Genomic DNA, 14316 nt, shown 5'->3' on the forward strand with positions numbered 1-14316 from the left:
ACCAACCTCCAATTGACGACTCAATTGGAGGTTTTTTATGGCCGTTGTATTGTTTCTGTTCGCGGCTCTGTTCGGTTAAAAGAGTTTAAGACATAGAAACAGCACCATACTGACAATGGTCGTCAGCAGTACGTTTTTGGTTTTCCAAGCCAGTACCGCCGCAACGAGAGCACCAATCAGGTAAGGGTTGTCTGCCGATACCCATAGCTCCTGCTCAGGCATAAATACGATAGGCGCACAAATCGCGGTTAGCACAGTAGGGCTGGAGTAGGCCAGTAGTCGCTGAGCTTGTGGGTTGAGTCTCAGTGGTAAACGAGGCTCCAAGAACAGGTAGCGGCTTAAAAATACCAGTGACGTCATTGCCAAAATAGATAACATAATCATACGATACGTCCTTTAATTGACTCGGCAATATAACCTGCGAGCATACCTGCAATACTGGCTATCATTAGCCCCGATTCGATACCCGACAAACTGCACATAACGGAGGTCGTTAAAGAGACGACCACCGCGACTAAGACGGGGGAGGATTTAATGTTGGGCACCACCAAAGCGATAAAGGTTGCTGCGACGGCAAACTCCAATCCAAGTTCATTCATCGCCGGAATGTAACTGCCAGCGACAATGCCGACCAAGGTGGCGAGGTTCCAACAAAGATAAAAGCTAAGACCGGCACCAAGCGCATACCAGCGATTGAACTGCTTTTCAGACTGTTGACCGCAAATAGCAAACAGTTCATCGGTGAGCAGGAATCCGAGTCCAAGTCGCCACTTGAGTGGTAGCGGGCTGATTTTGCTTCTCATCGATACACTGTAGAGAAAGTGCCTTGAAGTAATAAAAAAGATCGCTAAAAGCATGGTGGTCAAGGTTGCACCTGCCTTAAACATGCCTGTCGCGACTAGCTGTGCAGAACCTGCAAACAAGATGGCGGATAGCGCTTGGCTTTCAACGACAGTCAGCCCGGACTCCAATGCAAAGGAGCCAGCTAGCACGCCCCAGGGGATAACGGCAATACTGAGTGGCACCATGGCGAGCGTACCTTGCCAGAACAATTGGGAGCGACTGATTTGTGTGTCTATATCTATGGTCATGCTACTCATGTTTCTTTCTACGTGTGGTGATAGTGACATTCATTTAGTCACAGTTAAGTTATCGGCGGCTTGTACGTAATTGCTTTCTATTTACTGCCAATAAACTGCTTAGGTGTCACGCCCATTGCCATTCGCTTTCCTTGCAAAATACGTTGTTAACAGATCGTTGATTCAGTCTAGCTTATAGCGGTTAGTTATTTTTGTACAAAGCTGAAAATGGGCTGGGATTGTTTGCGTGCTAACGCCACCGATGCCCCTCAGCTCGAAGGTAGCAGTACAGTTGCGACAACCTTCTATCAACGAGCTTTGGTGAGTAATTTACTCAACCCTAAAGCACTCGTCTTCTTTGTGATGTTTTTGCCTCAATTTGTGTCTAGTAATATCAGCGCAACCTCTGGTGAACAGATGTTGGCACTTGGATTACTGTTGAATGTGCTTGGCTTACTGTTCAATTTATTATTGGTTGGACTCGTGGGAACTCTGGGCAAGCCATTGTTAGAAAATGAAAAGTTTCGCACTTATCAGCACAAGTTTATGGGGTTGATATTTGTCGTGCTTGCTATTTGGATGCTAAGCTCATTTGCAAGCTAAGTAGTCAGACAGGTCAGCAGTTAGCTGGCCTTTTTTGTGCCAGAAATGTTGTCGAGATGAGGAAGTCATATGAATGTGCAGTTTGTTCTCAATCCGCCTAAAAACATTAAAGACGTGATCTATAGTGGTCTGAAATCTTTTAATATGCGCCATTTACCAGATGAAGATATCCAAACGTTGGCCTGTTATGTCGAAGATGACCAAGGCCATTTTGCTGGAGGATTAACAGGAGAAATCTACACCAATACGATTTTTGTCGAGTTTCTTTGGGTTGATGACCAGCACCGAGATTCAGGAATTGGTTCAATGTTAATGGTACGTGTTGAGTCAGAAGCCAAAGCGTTTGGTGTTACCGACATGTACTTAGATACATACAGTTTTCAGGCTCCAAACTTCTATACCAAATTAGGCTTCAAAGAGATGGGACGCTATAAAGGTTTTCCAACGGTTGGAGTGGATAAGATTTTCTTACAGAAGAAAATCCAATAATACGATTCTAACATTACACTAGCATGGTTCGCCGTTTGGTTTGTTAGTTGAACTCTGCCGCTTATGCACTGAACGTTTGGAATAATCAGCGTGATAAGTTCGAGCAGGTGAATCAATTACTGATTGCTAAACCGGGTACTCATAATGCTGCTTCACTGATGAAGATTGCGCAGAAAACCGGTACGACAAAGCAACTTAATGTCAGTGATGCAGTGGAGAAACAGTTAGAGAATAACTACACAATGTTTACTGGCTTAGGTCTGAGAGGGACGCCAGCTGAGCAGGTGATTCCGGGTTATGTGCCTTATCAGCAGCTTGAGCAAGTGCTTAAAGAGCAGCTGTAAACGTCAACGCTGACTAAGGTTTATTAATAATAAAGCCCCACACTGTTGAGTGTGGGGCTTTTTGCTCACTCAGGTAATGGATATCAAAGCAGACTGTGCTGATGCTCTGAGATCAACATTCCCATCGATTCTGATGCTTTATCGAAGACTTGCTCAAACGTGTCCGATTCAGCGAAGGCTTCGATGACTTCATAGTAACATTTGAGTTTAGGTTCTGTACCAGAAGGGCGAACAATCACACGAGCGCCGCATGAGAGGTGGTAGATCAACACGTCACTGGCTGGTAGGTCGATTCGCTGCTCAGTTCCATCAGCAAATCGTTTGGTCTGAGTTTTGAGATCTTGTGTAACTTCCACCTTGCTACCTGCGATCATGGTTGGTGGATTCGCTCTTAGCTTGTCACCCACTGGCGGAGATTTTGGATCAAGAGCAATACTACGTTGAGCATTGAGATACATACCATGTTGACGATAAAGTGCTTCCAACTGATCCCAGATTGTCTTGCCCTGACTTTTTAGCTCTGCGGTTAGCTGAGCAAAAGCGACCAGTGCCGACAGACCATCTTTATCCCACACTTTATTGCCCACGGTGTAGCCCAGAGCCTCTTCATAGGCGAACAAAAATGGTTGCTCATTGGTTTGCTTTTGCATAGCGACATTGGTTAGCCATTTAAAGCCTGTCAGAGTCTGGTAGTACTGTGCGCCATGAGCCTGAGCAACTTTATCCAACAGGGTAGACGATACGATAGTATTACCGACCAGAGGTGTCGCGCTGTCTGATTGTGACAGTAGATAATGACCAAACAGCGTTCCGACCTGATCGCCTGTCAGCATCTGGTAGTCACCATCCGGTTTACGTACCGCAACAGCAAATCGGTCAGCGTCTGGGTCATTGGCGCAAGCGAGTTCAGCACCGTGCTCTTTGGCCAGCGCAACCACCATATCCATTGCCCCCGTTTCTTCTGGGTTAGGGAAATTGACGGTAGGGAAAGTGCCGTCTGGATCTCGCTGTGCAGCAACGCTATAAACCTTAGTGAAGCCGGCATCTGCGAGTAGGGTTTCTGCCATATCCGCCCCTACACCATGCATGGCTGTATAGGCAATAGAGATACTCTCGGGTTGGGTATGATTGCCTAGCAGAGGATTGGCATTCATCGTCTTGCGGTAGGTTTGGTAATAGTCATCTTGTAGCCACTCCAACAAACCGTTTTGCTCGGCGTCACTCAATGTCATCATTGGAATTGCACGTGTTGCCGCGAGGTCGATTTGAGCAGCAATGCCCGAATCATGAGGCGGAATTATTTGAGCACCGTTTTGCCAATAGACTTTAAAACCATTGTATTCCGGTGGGTTGTGGCTAGCAGTAACCACGACGGCGGCAGCTGCATTAAAGTGTTTCACGCCAAATGCGACGATAGGAGTCGCGGCGACGTCATGCGTTAACAACACTTTGATACCAAGAGCGGTTAAAGCACTGGCGGTATCATGGGCGAATTGTTTGGAGTCGGTTCGACCATCATAGCCAATCACGACACCACGAGTCTTGGCACTCTCGACTTGTTGGATAAGGTACTGACCAAGTCCACTCGCGGTCTCTTGAATCACCAGTCGGTTCATTCGGTTTGGGCCACAGCCAACTTTGCCACGCAAACCTGCGGTACCAAATTCAAGTCGTTGGCGAAAGCGATCTTCTAGATCAGTTAAAGCCTGCTGGTCGATTAATTGTTGCAGCTCTTCACGAGTTCGTGGATCAGGATCTTTTTCTAACCAACGAGTTACTTGTTCCATCATCTTGCTTTACCTTCTTACTAGCTCAGACCTATTGATAACTTAAGTCTATGTTATGTTCCAAATTACGCTTAACTTTAGTTGATATTGATTATCATTTGCGAGATCGCAATCGCTAAACAGAACGAGATTTTTTCCTTACTCAAATCTGATAGGACTTTCTTGCACATTTCAAAAACGCCAACTAACTTTTATTAACATAAATATAACAACTTGCTGAAAAATTACTGGTTATAAGGAATTTTCCAAGTCCAAAGGCTGATTGGTACTTTCTTGTGTATGAAGATACTTCAGCACGAAAGGTGACCAGCATCACGGTTGATGACTCTGGCAAAGGAGAGGTCTTTTGAAAAGTTTACAGGTTTCACTGTGGCGACTGAGTAATGTGTCGTTGGTTGGATTAACGGCGACTGCGCACGCAGAGCAAAGCACTTATAACATGACACAAGGTGTCACGGATATTAGTGGTCAGGTCTATGACCTGCATATGCTGATATTCTACATCTGCTGTGCGATTGCCATTGTCGTGTTTGGTGTGATGTTTTACTCCATGTATCACCACCGCAAGTCTAAGGGTGCCGTTGCCGCCCATTTTCACGAAAGCACCAAAGTTGAAGTTATCTGGACGGTGATTCCTATCGTTATCCTTGTGCTTATGGCGATACCCGCGACCAAAACCTTGGTTGCTATGGAAGATACGTCTCAGTCCGATCTCACCATCAAGATAACCGGCTCCCAATGGAAGTGGCACTACAGCTATTTTGATCAGGATGTTGAGTTCTTTAGTCTGCTCGCGACCAGTCAGAAGGCAATAGATGGTATCGAGGAGAAAGGCGCGAACTATCTTCTTGAAGTGGACAATCCGCTTGTTTTGCCGATCAATCGTAAAGTTCGTTTCCTGATGACATCCGATGATGTGATTCACTCGTGGTGGGTACCGGACTTTGCCGTTAAAAAAGATACGATTCCTGGTTTTATTAATGAAGCATGGACACGGATTGATAAGCCAGGGGTTTATCGAGGTCAGTGTGCCGAACTGTGTGGTCGGGCGCACGGATTTATGCCAATCGTCGTTCATGCGATGGAGGAACAAGAGTACAACGCATGGCTGATTGCCAAGAAAGCGGAAATCGCTCAGGCCAAGCAAGAAGCGGCGGCTTCTCTGACGGCTTCCCTGTCTCTTGAAGAGTTAATGACCCTAGGCGAGAAAATCTACTTAGATCGATGCGCTGTGTGTCACCAAGCAAATGGTGCGGGGATCCCTGGCGCATTTCCTGCCATTACTGCAAGTAAAGTGGCAACAGGGGATGTGACTGGACACATAGATATTGTGACTAATGGCCGTGCGGGTACCGCGATGCAGGCTTTTGCCAATCAATTGACTGACAAGGAAATTGCCGCCGTGGTTACTTATCAACGTAATAGCTTAGGCAACAGTGTCGGAGACTTGGTTCAGGCAGCGGATGTCAACCAATTTAAGGCGTCTAAGGAGGGACAATGAAAACGTCCAAACCTGATTCTATCGTAGAAGATAAATCCAAATCAGCGCCTGTTGCAGACGCCGATATCAGTCGAGCTAACAGCACGATTGCGATTGATGAACATGAGCATCATGAGGCTCCGAAAGGGATTACTCGTTGGCTCTACTCAACCAATCATAAGGATATAGGTACACTTTATCTCTGGTTCAGCTTTATTATGTTCCTGACTGGTGGGGCGATGGCGATGATCATTCGCGCCGAGCTATTCCAGCCTGGCTTGCAATTGGTTGAGCCACAGTTTTTTAACCAGATGACTACGGTTCATGGTCTGGTGATGGTATTTGGTGCAGTAATGCCAGCATTTACCGGACTGGCAAACTGGATGATCCCAATGATGATTGGCGCTCCGGATATGGCACTGCCACGAATGAACAATCTTAGTTTTTGGATCTTACCTTTTGCCTTCCTGATCCTACTCGCGTCACTGTTCACCGAAGGAGGCGGTCCGGACTTCGGCTGGACCTTCTATGCGCCGCTGTCGACCACTTATGGCCCAGACAGTACTGCGTTGTTTGTGTTCTCGGTCCATATCATGGGCATCAGTTCGATCATGGGGGCGATTAACGTCATCGTAACCATAGTGAATATGCGCGCTCCGGGTATGACCTGGTTTAAAATGCCAATGTTCGTTTGGACCTGGTTAATCACCGCATTCCTGCTTATCGCTGTGATGCCGGTGCTGGCTGGAGCCGTGACCATGGTGTTAACCGATAAATATTTCGGCACCTCATTCTTTGATGCCGCGGGTGGTGGTGACCCGGTCATGTTCCAGCATATTTTCTGGTTCTTCGGCCACCCTGAAGTGTACATCATGATCCTGCCGTCCTTCGGTATCATCTCAGCGATTATTCCTGCCTTTAGTGGAAAGAAACTGTTTGGCTACCACTCGATGGTTTACGCGACGTGCAGTATTGCATTGCTGTCGTTCCTTGTGTGGGCACACCATATGTTTACGACGGGTATGCCCGTTTTCGCCGAGTTGTTTTTTATGTATTGCACCATGCTGATAGCGGTGCCAACTGGCGTTAAGGTGTTTAACTGGGTGGCGACAATGTGGCGCGGCGCAATGACCTTTGAGACGCCGATGTTGTTTGCGATCGCCTTTATCATTCTCTTTACTATTGGTGGTTTCTCTGGATTGATGTTGGCGATTGTTCCCGCAGACTTCCAGTATCACGATACCTACTTTGTAGTGGCGCACTTCCATTATGTTTTGGTCTCAGGCGCGGTGTTCTCCATTATGGCAGCAGCCTACTACTGGTTACCGAAATGGACAGGGCATATGTATGACCAAAAACTGAGCTTGTGGCACTTCTGGTGTTCGGTAATTTCAGTCAATGTGTTGTTCTTCCCTATGCACTTTCTTGGTTTGGCGGGCATGCCACGACGAATACCCGACTATGCGATTCAGTTTGCCGATGTGAATCAGATCGTTTCCTTTGGTGGATTTGCCTTTGGCCTGTCGCAACTGATCTTCCTCTGGCTGGTGATTAAGTGCATCAAAGGCGGCGAGAAAGTTTCTGAGAAACCATGGGAACGTGCTGAAGGGCTAGAGTGGACGGTGCCAAGTCCTGCGCCACATCACACCTTTTCTGAGCCACCAAAAATCGACTGAGGAAAGCTCATGGACGGACAAGCCAAATCAAACCGAAGATTAGTGATCAAGCTTTGTGCAGCCGTTGTTGCAATGTTTGGTTTTGGTTTTGCGCTGGTCCCCCTTTATGACGTGATGTGTGATGTGTTAGGAATCAATGGAAAAACCAACAGTGAGTCTGCGCTACAACCACAAGGTATGGTTCCTGACACATCACGTCTCATTCGGGTCGAATTTATGGCCCACAATAATCAGGGTATTCCCTGGTCGTTTGTTCCCGAGCAGGCGTTTATGGAAGTGCATCCGGGGCAAGTTATTCAGACTGCCTATCATGCAAAGAATCTTTCGCCAAAAGATATAGTTGGCCAGGCGGTCCCATCGGTATCGCCTGGATTAGGGGCAACCTATTTCAATAAAATTGAGTGTTTCTGTTTTAACCAGCAGCCGTTACAGGCAAATGCCCAAGCTGAGATGCCACTGATTTTTTATATTGAACCGGATATTCCCGACACCATCCATACCCTGACTTTGTCCTATACCCTTTATGACATTAGTGAAAAAGTAGCGACAACAGAGTTAGCCAAGGTCTCATCAAATGCGGTGGATGAGACAGTGCAAGGAGCGACACAATGAGTTCTAAACATCAACCCTACTATGTTCCAGCGCAAAGCAGTTGGCCTATTGTTGGCGCAGTCTCTCTCTTTCTTATTGCCGTCGGTGCCGGTTTGACGGTACAAAACATGGCGGAGGGGGGAGATGGCAGTGTATTTGGCAAGCTAATCCTGTTAGCGGGTTTTCTGTTCTTACTTTACATGTTTGCTGGCTGGTTTAGCAACGTTATCACGGAATCAATGAGTGGTCAGTATTCTGCTCAGCTATCACGTTCATTCAGACAGGGGATGAGTTGGTTTATCTTCTCTGAAATCATGTTCTTTGGTGCGTTTTTTGGCGCGCTCTTTTATGCGCGAATGATTTCAGTCCCTTGGCTGGGGGGAGCGGGCAATAATGCCATGACTCACGAAGTGATTTGGCCTGCCTTTGAAGCCTTATGGCCGTTGACCACGACTCCAGACGGGACAACGACAACGGCAATGTCGTGGCAGGGTATCCCATTAATCAATACCATATTGCTGCTCACATCGTCAGTGACTTTGCACATGGCACATATCAGTCTGGAGCAGAACAAACGTATGGCGCTGATTGTGTGGCTGGAAATTACCATTGTTCTGGCTGGCTTCTTCCTCTACTACCAAGGCGTTGAGTATGCTCACGCCTATCAGGATCTCGGGTTGACTTTGCAGTCCGGTGTTTATGGTAACACCTTTTTCCTACTGACCGGCTTCCATGGCATGCACGTATTGCTCGGCACCCTATTCTTAATTGTATTGCTGGCAAGGGTGGCGAAGGATCACTTTACGCCAAAGGAACATTTTGCCTTTCAGGCTGGCAGTTGGTACTGGCATTTCGTCGATGTGGTATGGCTGTGTCTATTTGTGTTTGTTTACGTTCTTTAACACTTGATAGTGCGCCCGTTAGTAGGGGCGCACATTGGGTTCGATAAAACCGCTTAAGAGGGCGGCAATGAGTAAGACAACTGCAAGTGCGGATAGGAAGACGCGCCGGCCAAGGTAGAAACTCATGGGCTTGTCATCTTGTGGAGATTTATCGCTCTCTTCATTTGAGTCTGGCCCTTTGACCATCTCAAGCATGGCTCGACCAAGGTTGATTAAGATGAAAAGTAGCAGCAATACCAATACTAGTTTGAAGATAAATACCATGAGGCGGTCCTTTGTGTCTCACATCAGAATTGGGCGTTTTGTCGTTGGTTTTGTATTAACTGTGGTTGTCTTTTCAATATTGGTCAACTTGGGCTTTTGGCAATTATCTCGAGCTGCCGAAAAAACGGAAATAGAGCAACAGGTTACTCAAAGACAACACTTAGCGGCCATTTCCTTGGATCAACTCAGTGATGAGATGCAAAACGATCCCATAGGGCTGAAAGTGCATTTCCAAGCTCAACCGATGAAGGACAAGTTGTTGTTGCTGGACAATCAACATCATCAAGGCAAGGTTGGGTATCTAGCATTGCAACTGGTCGAAAGTGCACAAGGAAAGCGGGTGATTGTTGAGCGTGGATTTGTTCCCGCGCCTCGTTTTCGGGATCAATTGCCTGAGGTTGATTGGTTGGAGTTGCCCCTAAAGATCGAAGGGCGTTTATATCGGAAATCAGTTAACCCGCTAAGTCATCAATTACTCATTGAATCTGGCCCAATTAGCCGCATTCAAAACCTCAACTTCGCTGAGTTGGAAACGTTTTGGAAAGTGAAGATAGAGCCTTATGTGGTTCAGCCGATGAGTGAAAGTTGGCCGTATCCGCAACCTTGGCAACCTGTGTCGATGAACTCAGAGAAACATCGAGGTTACGCGGTACAGTGGTTTGCGATGGCAGCGGCGTTAGCTGTTCTCAGCGGTCTGCTACTGCTGCGTACCATCAGAAAAGGAGCAACACATGATTAATCCAGTTTATCGGGGAAGAATTATTTTCATTGGTTTAGTTGTGATGTTCGCTTTACCTGCGATTATCGCTAAGACTGTACTCTCACAGCATTGGTATCAATCTGGAGTGACAAACAAAGGTGAGTTGATTGAGCCTGTCGCAACACTGGAGTCGCTAGGTATTGCCAATCCTTACCAACAGAGTCAATGGCAACTAGGTTATGTTATTCCCCCTGAGTGTGATGAGTTTTGTCAGCAGCAGGTGTATCTGCTGGGGCAGAGCCATTTAGCACTAGGTAAGTATCAGCAGCGTGTTCAGCCTGTATTGTTGGTGACTGGGCAGAGTGCCGCTATTGAGGTGGAAAAGGGCAAGTACGCGCAACTTATGGTCAATCAGGACTTCGAGCAGATCGTTCACCCATTTGAATACGTGATTGTTGATCCTCTCGGGCAACTGGTGATGCGTTATCCACGTGTGGAATCACAATCTGAATTGGTGTCCCAGAGTAAGGGGCTGCTCGCCGATTTACGCAAATTGCTTAAGTTATCTCGTGTAGGCTAACCGCAAGGAGTGCGGATATGAAGTTAATACACTTAGTTAGATTCAGCTTAATCCTGACCTTTATTGTCGTCATGTTAGGTGCATATACACGTCTTGCTGACGCGGGACTGGGCTGCCCCGATTGGCCCGGTTGTTATGGACATCTGACCGTGCCCAACGAACAACATGAAATCGCCCTTGCACAGTCACTCTACCCCTCACTGACTGTTGAAGCGGATAAAGCCTGGCTTGAGATGATCCATCGCTACTTCGCGGGCACACTAGGGCTAGTTGTATTTGCCATTAGCGTTATCGCGATAAAGAGTCGTCAGCTATCGTATCTGCTCGCTTCCTCGATATCCGTCGTGGTGATATTTCAGGCCCTACTGGGTATGTGGACTGTCACTATGAAACTGATGCCGATTGTGGTGATGGGCCATCTGCTCGGAGGGTTTACTCTGTTTAGCTTATTGGCCATTACTCACTGGAAGCTTCAGGCTAACGATCGGAATCGCTTACCCTCGCAGGCGAGTAACGACAACGGCCTGAGACTCTTAGCTGGTGCGACCTTGCTGGTGGTCATCGGTCAGATTGCTCTGGGTGGCTGGACATCGTCTAACTATGCTGCGTTGATGTGTACCACATTGCCGATTTGTCAGGGAGATTGGGTCGCTTATCTCGACGTCCCGCGAGCATTTGAGTTGATTCAGCCTAAACAAGAAAGTTATGAATTCGGAACGCTGGATTATGGTGCTCGAATGACGATTCATGTCACCCATCGCTTTGGCGCTCTGTTGGTTACCTTAATGGTTACGGCTCTGGCCTATCGCTTATGGGCAACCCAAGTAACCGATTTTCGTAAGGTCTCCATCTCATTATTGATTATGTTAGTGGTGCAAATTGCACTAGGAATTGGCAACGTTGTGCTGAGCTTACCTCTCGTGGTTGCCGTCGCACACAACCTTGGTGCGGCAATGTTGCTGATCATTGTATTACGGACTAACTATCTGCTTTGGCAATCTGAATCGCTCACTTCACCTAGTGCACGCCTGTACCGTAAGGAGAATGCTCATGAGTAAATCTATTTCTGCTAGTTATATTGCGAGCAGAGCACAATGGCGAAACTACCTCACTTTAACTAAACCGAAAGTGGTCGCGTTGATGCTGCTAACTGCTCTAGTTGGTATGTGTCTTGCCGTCCCGGGAGCGTTACCGATTAAAGAAAGTATACTTGGCCTATTGGGTATTGGTTTGATGGCAGGTTCGGCGGCAGCATTCAATCATCTTATTGATCAGCGAATTGATGCGGTTATGGCCCGTACCTACAAAAGACCATTACCATCGGGTCAGATGAAATCACATCACGTATTCAGTTTTGCTATGGTGATTGGGCTGGTTGGTTTCGTTATCCTATACTGGGGCGTCAATGGTTTAACGGCCGGGCTAACGTTTGCTAGCCTTTTGGGTTATGCAGTGGTGTACACCATGTATCTCAAGCGAGCGACGCCGCAAAATATTGTCATCGCTGGCATTGCTGGTGCAATGCCTCCGTTGCTGGGATGGGCAGCGGTCACAGGAGAAATGCATGCCAATGGTTGGTTACTAGTGATGATCATCTTTATCTGGACGCCACCACATTTCTGGGCTCTGGCGATTCACCGTAAAGAGGACTATGCCAAAGCAGATATTCCAATGTTGCCGGTGACGCATGGCGTGGAATATACCAAAACCTCGATTCTTCTCTATACGATATTGCTAGCGATAGTCTGTTTATTACCCGCTTTGGTGGGAATGAGCGGCAGTCTGTATTGGATAGGTTCAACCATACTGAGTCTCGGCTTCATCGGTCATGCATGGAAGTTGAAATTCAATCCACACGAAAAATCGGCAATCGAGACATTTAAGTTTTCCATTTATCATTTAATGCTCCTGTTTTTGGTGCTTCTGCTCGATCATTACTGGGTTGGCTAACGTGTGTCATTGGAACGCTGGACTCACTTGGTGAGTTCAGTGTTTCGCTTCTAACTCCTATTGTTCATCTGCTCTCGCACCCTCTACCTCAACCTTTATTATTGTCGTAAAAATTAATTTACACTCTGTGTAAAATGTAAAAAAGCAAAAAATATTGCCTTTTATTTAAAATAGTGGTTGCAACCTTGGTTTTTGATAGATAAGTTACAGGGAACAGGAACAAGAAAAGCTGAACGTTTTTTCACCGCCAATTTTGGTGTAGCGTTCAACCAAGAGAAATAGGAAGAAGTAAGCAATGTTTCAGACAGATGATGTACGAATTAATAAAGTAAAAGAGTTATTACCGCCAGTTGCGGTTTTAGAGAAGTTTCCAGCGACTGAATCAGCTTCTTCGACCACGTTTCGCTCGCGTGAAGCCATCTCGAATATTCTAAAAGGCGAAGATGATCGCCTGCTGGTTATTATCGGTCCATGTTCAATTCACGATCCTGACGCAGCAATCGAATATGGCAAACGACTCAAAGTTCTTCGTGATGAACTGGGAGATCGTCTAGAAGTCGTGATGCGTGTTTACTTTGAAAAGCCACGTACAACCGTTGGCTGGAAAGGCTTGATTAACGATCCGTACCTAAATGATACCTTTAAAATCAATGATGGTCTGCGTATGGGTCGTAAGCTACTGCTTGATCTTACGGATATGGGCATGCCGACGGCGAGTGAGTTCCTTGATATGATTTCACCGCAATACGTTGCTGACTTAATCAGTTGGGGTGCGATTGGGGCACGTACTACTGAGTCTCAAGTTCACCGTGAGTTGGCTTCGGGTATCTCATGTCCGGTAGGCTTTAAAAATGGTACAGACGGTAACATTAAGATCGCTTCTGATGCGATTCGTTCAGCAAGTGCATCACACCACTTCCTATCTGTAACTAAGTATGGTCATTCAGCGATCATTGAAACAGCAGGCAACCCTGATTGTCATATCATCCTTCGTGGTGGTAAAGAACCGAACTACAGTGCTGAACACGTGAGTGCAATTAAGCAAGAGCTAGCGCAGTCTGGCCTGCCTCAAAAAGTGATGATTGATTTCAGTCACGCAAACAGCTCTAAGCAGTACCAGCGTCAGATGGTCGTGGCAGAAGATGTCGCTAACCAGATTGCTGGTGGTGAAGAAGCGATCTTTGGCGTCATGATCGAGTCGCATCTGGTTGAAGGTCGTCAAGATTTGGTGGAAGGTGAAGAGTTAACCTACGGCCAGTCTATTACCGATGCTTGTATTGGTTGGGAAGATACTGAAAAAGTGCTTCGTCAATTGGCGGATGCGGTCGCAGAGCGCCGTAACAGCAAGTAGCCATTACTGTATAGTGAGAAAAAGCTCCCGTGGGAGCTTTTTTTGTTTTCAGCCCTAAACCACCTACTTCAGTAGGTGGTTATCATCCGTTTCGGCTTTGCCTGTAAAACTACTCATGCTAAATGCGTCTTTGATTTTTCCAGAAGTCAAAGAGGACAAATAACATGAGTAGATACAATCAAGCTTCTAAACATACAAGTTGACCACGTGCATTTAGTAGTAAAGATTCCACCAAAGCTATCGATATCCAAGTTGATGGGGGTATTGAAAGGCAAAATAGCCTTAAAGCTATTTAGTAAGTTTCCTCATCTTAGGAAGAACAGGCTTTGGGGTAATCACTTTTGGCAAAGAGGCTATTTTGTCGATAGTGTTGGAATCAATGAAGAAATCATACGCCGATATGTAAGACATCAAGAGAAGCAAGAGCGAGTAGAGCAGCACCAGTTGGCGTTGGATTAAACAAAGGCCCCCTTTTAGGGGGCTCACACAAAGCCACCTTCTTTAGAAGGTGGTAATTTAC

The 14316-nt window shown here is 46.6% G+C and carries 15 protein-coding genes and 2 pseudogenes; 13 read left to right on the forward strand and 4 right to left on the reverse strand.

Translation table 11 applies throughout. The features are described 5' to 3' along the window. Positions 1-75: 75 nt before the first annotated feature. Both QTN95_RS06600 and QTN95_RS06605 read right to left on the reverse strand, forming a co-directional pair. Positions 76-384 carry an AzlD domain-containing protein gene (locus QTN95_RS06600; protein WP_331416831.1) on the reverse strand — a complete coding sequence of 103 codons (309 nt, stop codon included), beginning with the start codon at positions 382-384 and terminating at the stop codon, positions 76-78. Next, positions 381-1100, reverse strand: coding sequence for an AzlC family ABC transporter permease (locus QTN95_RS06605; RefSeq protein WP_331416832.1), 720 nt, complete (start codon positions 1098-1100; stop codon positions 381-383). Before QTN95_RS06605 ends, QTN95_RS06600 begins: the two co-directional genes overlap by 4 nt. A gap of 201 nt (positions 1101-1301) precedes the next feature. On the opposite strand from QTN95_RS06605, the pseudogene QTN95_RS06610 reads away from it, so the two are divergent. The 3 genes and pseudogenes from QTN95_RS06610 to QTN95_RS06620 form a co-directional block, all read left to right on the forward strand. Next, positions 1302-1682: pseudogene (locus QTN95_RS06610) on the forward strand (LysE family transporter); the annotation flags it as partial. Positions 1683-1751: 69 nt separating this feature from the next. Further along, the gene (locus QTN95_RS06615; RefSeq protein WP_331416833.1) at positions 1752-2171 is read left to right on the forward strand and encodes a GNAT family N-acetyltransferase; all 420 of its coding nucleotides are present in this window, start codon (positions 1752-1754) and stop codon (positions 2169-2171) included. 47 nt (positions 2172-2218) lie between these two features. Next, positions 2219-2515 carry a hypothetical protein gene (locus tag QTN95_RS06620; protein ID WP_331416834.1) on the forward strand — a complete coding sequence of 99 codons (297 nt, stop codon included), beginning with the start codon at positions 2219-2221 and terminating at the stop codon, positions 2513-2515. Positions 2516-2598: 83 nt separating this feature from the next. On the opposite strand, the gene QTN95_RS06625 is transcribed toward QTN95_RS06620, so the two are convergent. Further along, positions 2599-4305, reverse strand: coding sequence for a phospho-sugar mutase (locus tag QTN95_RS06625; protein ID WP_331416835.1), 1707 nt, complete (start codon positions 4303-4305; stop codon positions 2599-2601). 343 nt (positions 4306-4648) lie between these two features. Between QTN95_RS06625 and coxB the strand changes: the two genes are divergently transcribed. From coxB to QTN95_RS06645, 4 genes are read left to right on the forward strand one after another with little or no spacing between them, the layout of a single operon-like run. After that, entirely contained in the window at positions 4649-5803 is a 1155-nt protein-coding gene (gene coxB / locus QTN95_RS06630) for a cytochrome c oxidase subunit II (protein WP_331416837.1), read from the forward strand. After that, positions 5800-7458, forward strand: a complete 1659-nt coding sequence (ctaD, locus tag QTN95_RS06635; RefSeq protein ID WP_331416839.1) for a cytochrome c oxidase subunit I — start codon at positions 5800-5802, stop codon at positions 7456-7458. The genes coxB and ctaD overlap by 4 nt, the downstream gene beginning before the upstream one ends. Positions 7459-7467: 9 nt before the next feature. Further along, complete coding sequence (locus tag QTN95_RS06640) at positions 7468-8070, forward strand: cytochrome c oxidase assembly protein (RefSeq protein WP_331416840.1); 603 nt, start codon at positions 7468-7470, stop codon at positions 8068-8070. Continuing rightward, entirely contained in the window at positions 8067-8951 is an 885-nt protein-coding gene (locus QTN95_RS06645; RefSeq protein WP_331416841.1) for a cytochrome c oxidase subunit 3, read from the forward strand. Before QTN95_RS06640 ends, QTN95_RS06645 begins: the two co-directional genes overlap by 4 nt. 18 nt (positions 8952-8969) lie before the next feature. Here the strand turns inward: QTN95_RS06645 and QTN95_RS06650 are convergent, their stop codons facing one another. Beyond that, on the reverse strand, positions 8970-9215 hold the full coding sequence (locus QTN95_RS06650) for a DUF2909 family protein (protein ID WP_331416842.1): 246 nt from the start codon (positions 9213-9215) through the stop codon (positions 8970-8972). A 13-nt stretch (positions 9216-9228) separates the two neighbouring features. Between QTN95_RS06650 and QTN95_RS06655 the strand changes: the two genes are divergently transcribed. From QTN95_RS06655 to tnpA, 6 genes and pseudogenes are all read left to right on the forward strand, one after another. Then, entirely contained in the window at positions 9229-9954 is a 726-nt protein-coding gene (locus QTN95_RS06655) for an SURF1 family protein (protein WP_331416844.1), read from the forward strand. Next, positions 9947-10495, forward strand: coding sequence for a hypothetical protein (locus tag QTN95_RS06660; RefSeq protein WP_006878460.1), 549 nt, complete (start codon positions 9947-9949; stop codon positions 10493-10495). Before QTN95_RS06655 ends, QTN95_RS06660 begins: the two co-directional genes overlap by 8 nt. 17 nt (positions 10496-10512) lie before the next feature. Further along, positions 10513-11553, forward strand: coding sequence for a COX15/CtaA family protein (locus QTN95_RS06665; protein ID WP_331416845.1), 1041 nt, complete (start codon positions 10513-10515; stop codon positions 11551-11553). Beyond that, positions 11546-12445, forward strand: coding sequence for a heme o synthase (gene cyoE / locus QTN95_RS06670; RefSeq protein WP_331416846.1), 900 nt, complete (start codon positions 11546-11548; stop codon positions 12443-12445). Before QTN95_RS06665 ends, cyoE begins: the two co-directional genes overlap by 8 nt. Positions 12446-12740: 295 nt before the next feature. Then, entirely contained in the window at positions 12741-13796 is a 1056-nt protein-coding gene (gene aroG, locus QTN95_RS06675) for a 3-deoxy-7-phosphoheptulonate synthase AroG (protein ID WP_331416847.1), read from the forward strand. A 186-nt stretch (positions 13797-13982) separates the two neighbouring features. Further along, a pseudogene (gene tnpA, locus QTN95_RS06680) lies at positions 13983-14255 on the forward strand (IS200/IS605 family transposase); the annotation flags it as partial. Positions 14256-14316: the final 61 nt, after the last annotated feature.

Source organism: Vibrio sp. M260112 (assembly GCF_036533775.1).
In the GTDB taxonomy this organism is placed as follows: domain Bacteria; phylum Pseudomonadota; class Gammaproteobacteria; order Enterobacterales; family Vibrionaceae; genus Vibrio.

Bases quoted from the DNA above. Each gene is read 5' to 3' on its own strand.
- QTN95_RS06600 (WP_331416831.1), bottom strand. From the start codon at position 384: ATGATTATGTTATCTATTTTGGCAATGACGTCACTGGTATTTTTAAGC.
- QTN95_RS06605 (WP_331416832.1), bottom strand. From the start codon at position 1,100: ATGAGTAGCATGACCATAGATATAGACACACAAATCAGTCGCTCCCAA.
- QTN95_RS06615 (WP_331416833.1), top strand. From the start codon at position 1,752: ATGAATGTGCAGTTTGTTCTCAATCCGCCTAAAAACATTAAAGACGTG.
- QTN95_RS06625 (WP_331416835.1), bottom strand. From the start codon at position 4,305: ATGATGGAACAAGTAACTCGTTGGTTAGAAAAAGATCCTGATCCACGA.
- ctaD (WP_331416839.1), top strand. From the start codon at position 5,800: ATGAAAACGTCCAAACCTGATTCTATCGTAGAAGATAAATCCAAATCA.
- QTN95_RS06640 (WP_331416840.1), top strand. From the start codon at position 7,468: ATGGACGGACAAGCCAAATCAAACCGAAGATTAGTGATCAAGCTTTGT.
- QTN95_RS06645 (WP_331416841.1), top strand. From the start codon at position 8,067: ATGAGTTCTAAACATCAACCCTACTATGTTCCAGCGCAAAGCAGTTGG.
- QTN95_RS06650 (WP_331416842.1), bottom strand. From the start codon at position 9,215: ATGGTATTTATCTTCAAACTAGTATTGGTATTGCTGCTACTTTTCATC.
- QTN95_RS06660 (WP_006878460.1), top strand. From the start codon at position 9,947: ATGATTAATCCAGTTTATCGGGGAAGAATTATTTTCATTGGTTTAGTT.
- QTN95_RS06665 (WP_331416845.1), top strand. From the start codon at position 10,513: ATGAAGTTAATACACTTAGTTAGATTCAGCTTAATCCTGACCTTTATT.
- cyoE (WP_331416846.1), top strand. From the start codon at position 11,546: ATGAGTAAATCTATTTCTGCTAGTTATATTGCGAGCAGAGCACAATGG.
- aroG (WP_331416847.1), top strand. From the start codon at position 12,741: ATGTTTCAGACAGATGATGTACGAATTAATAAAGTAAAAGAGTTATTA.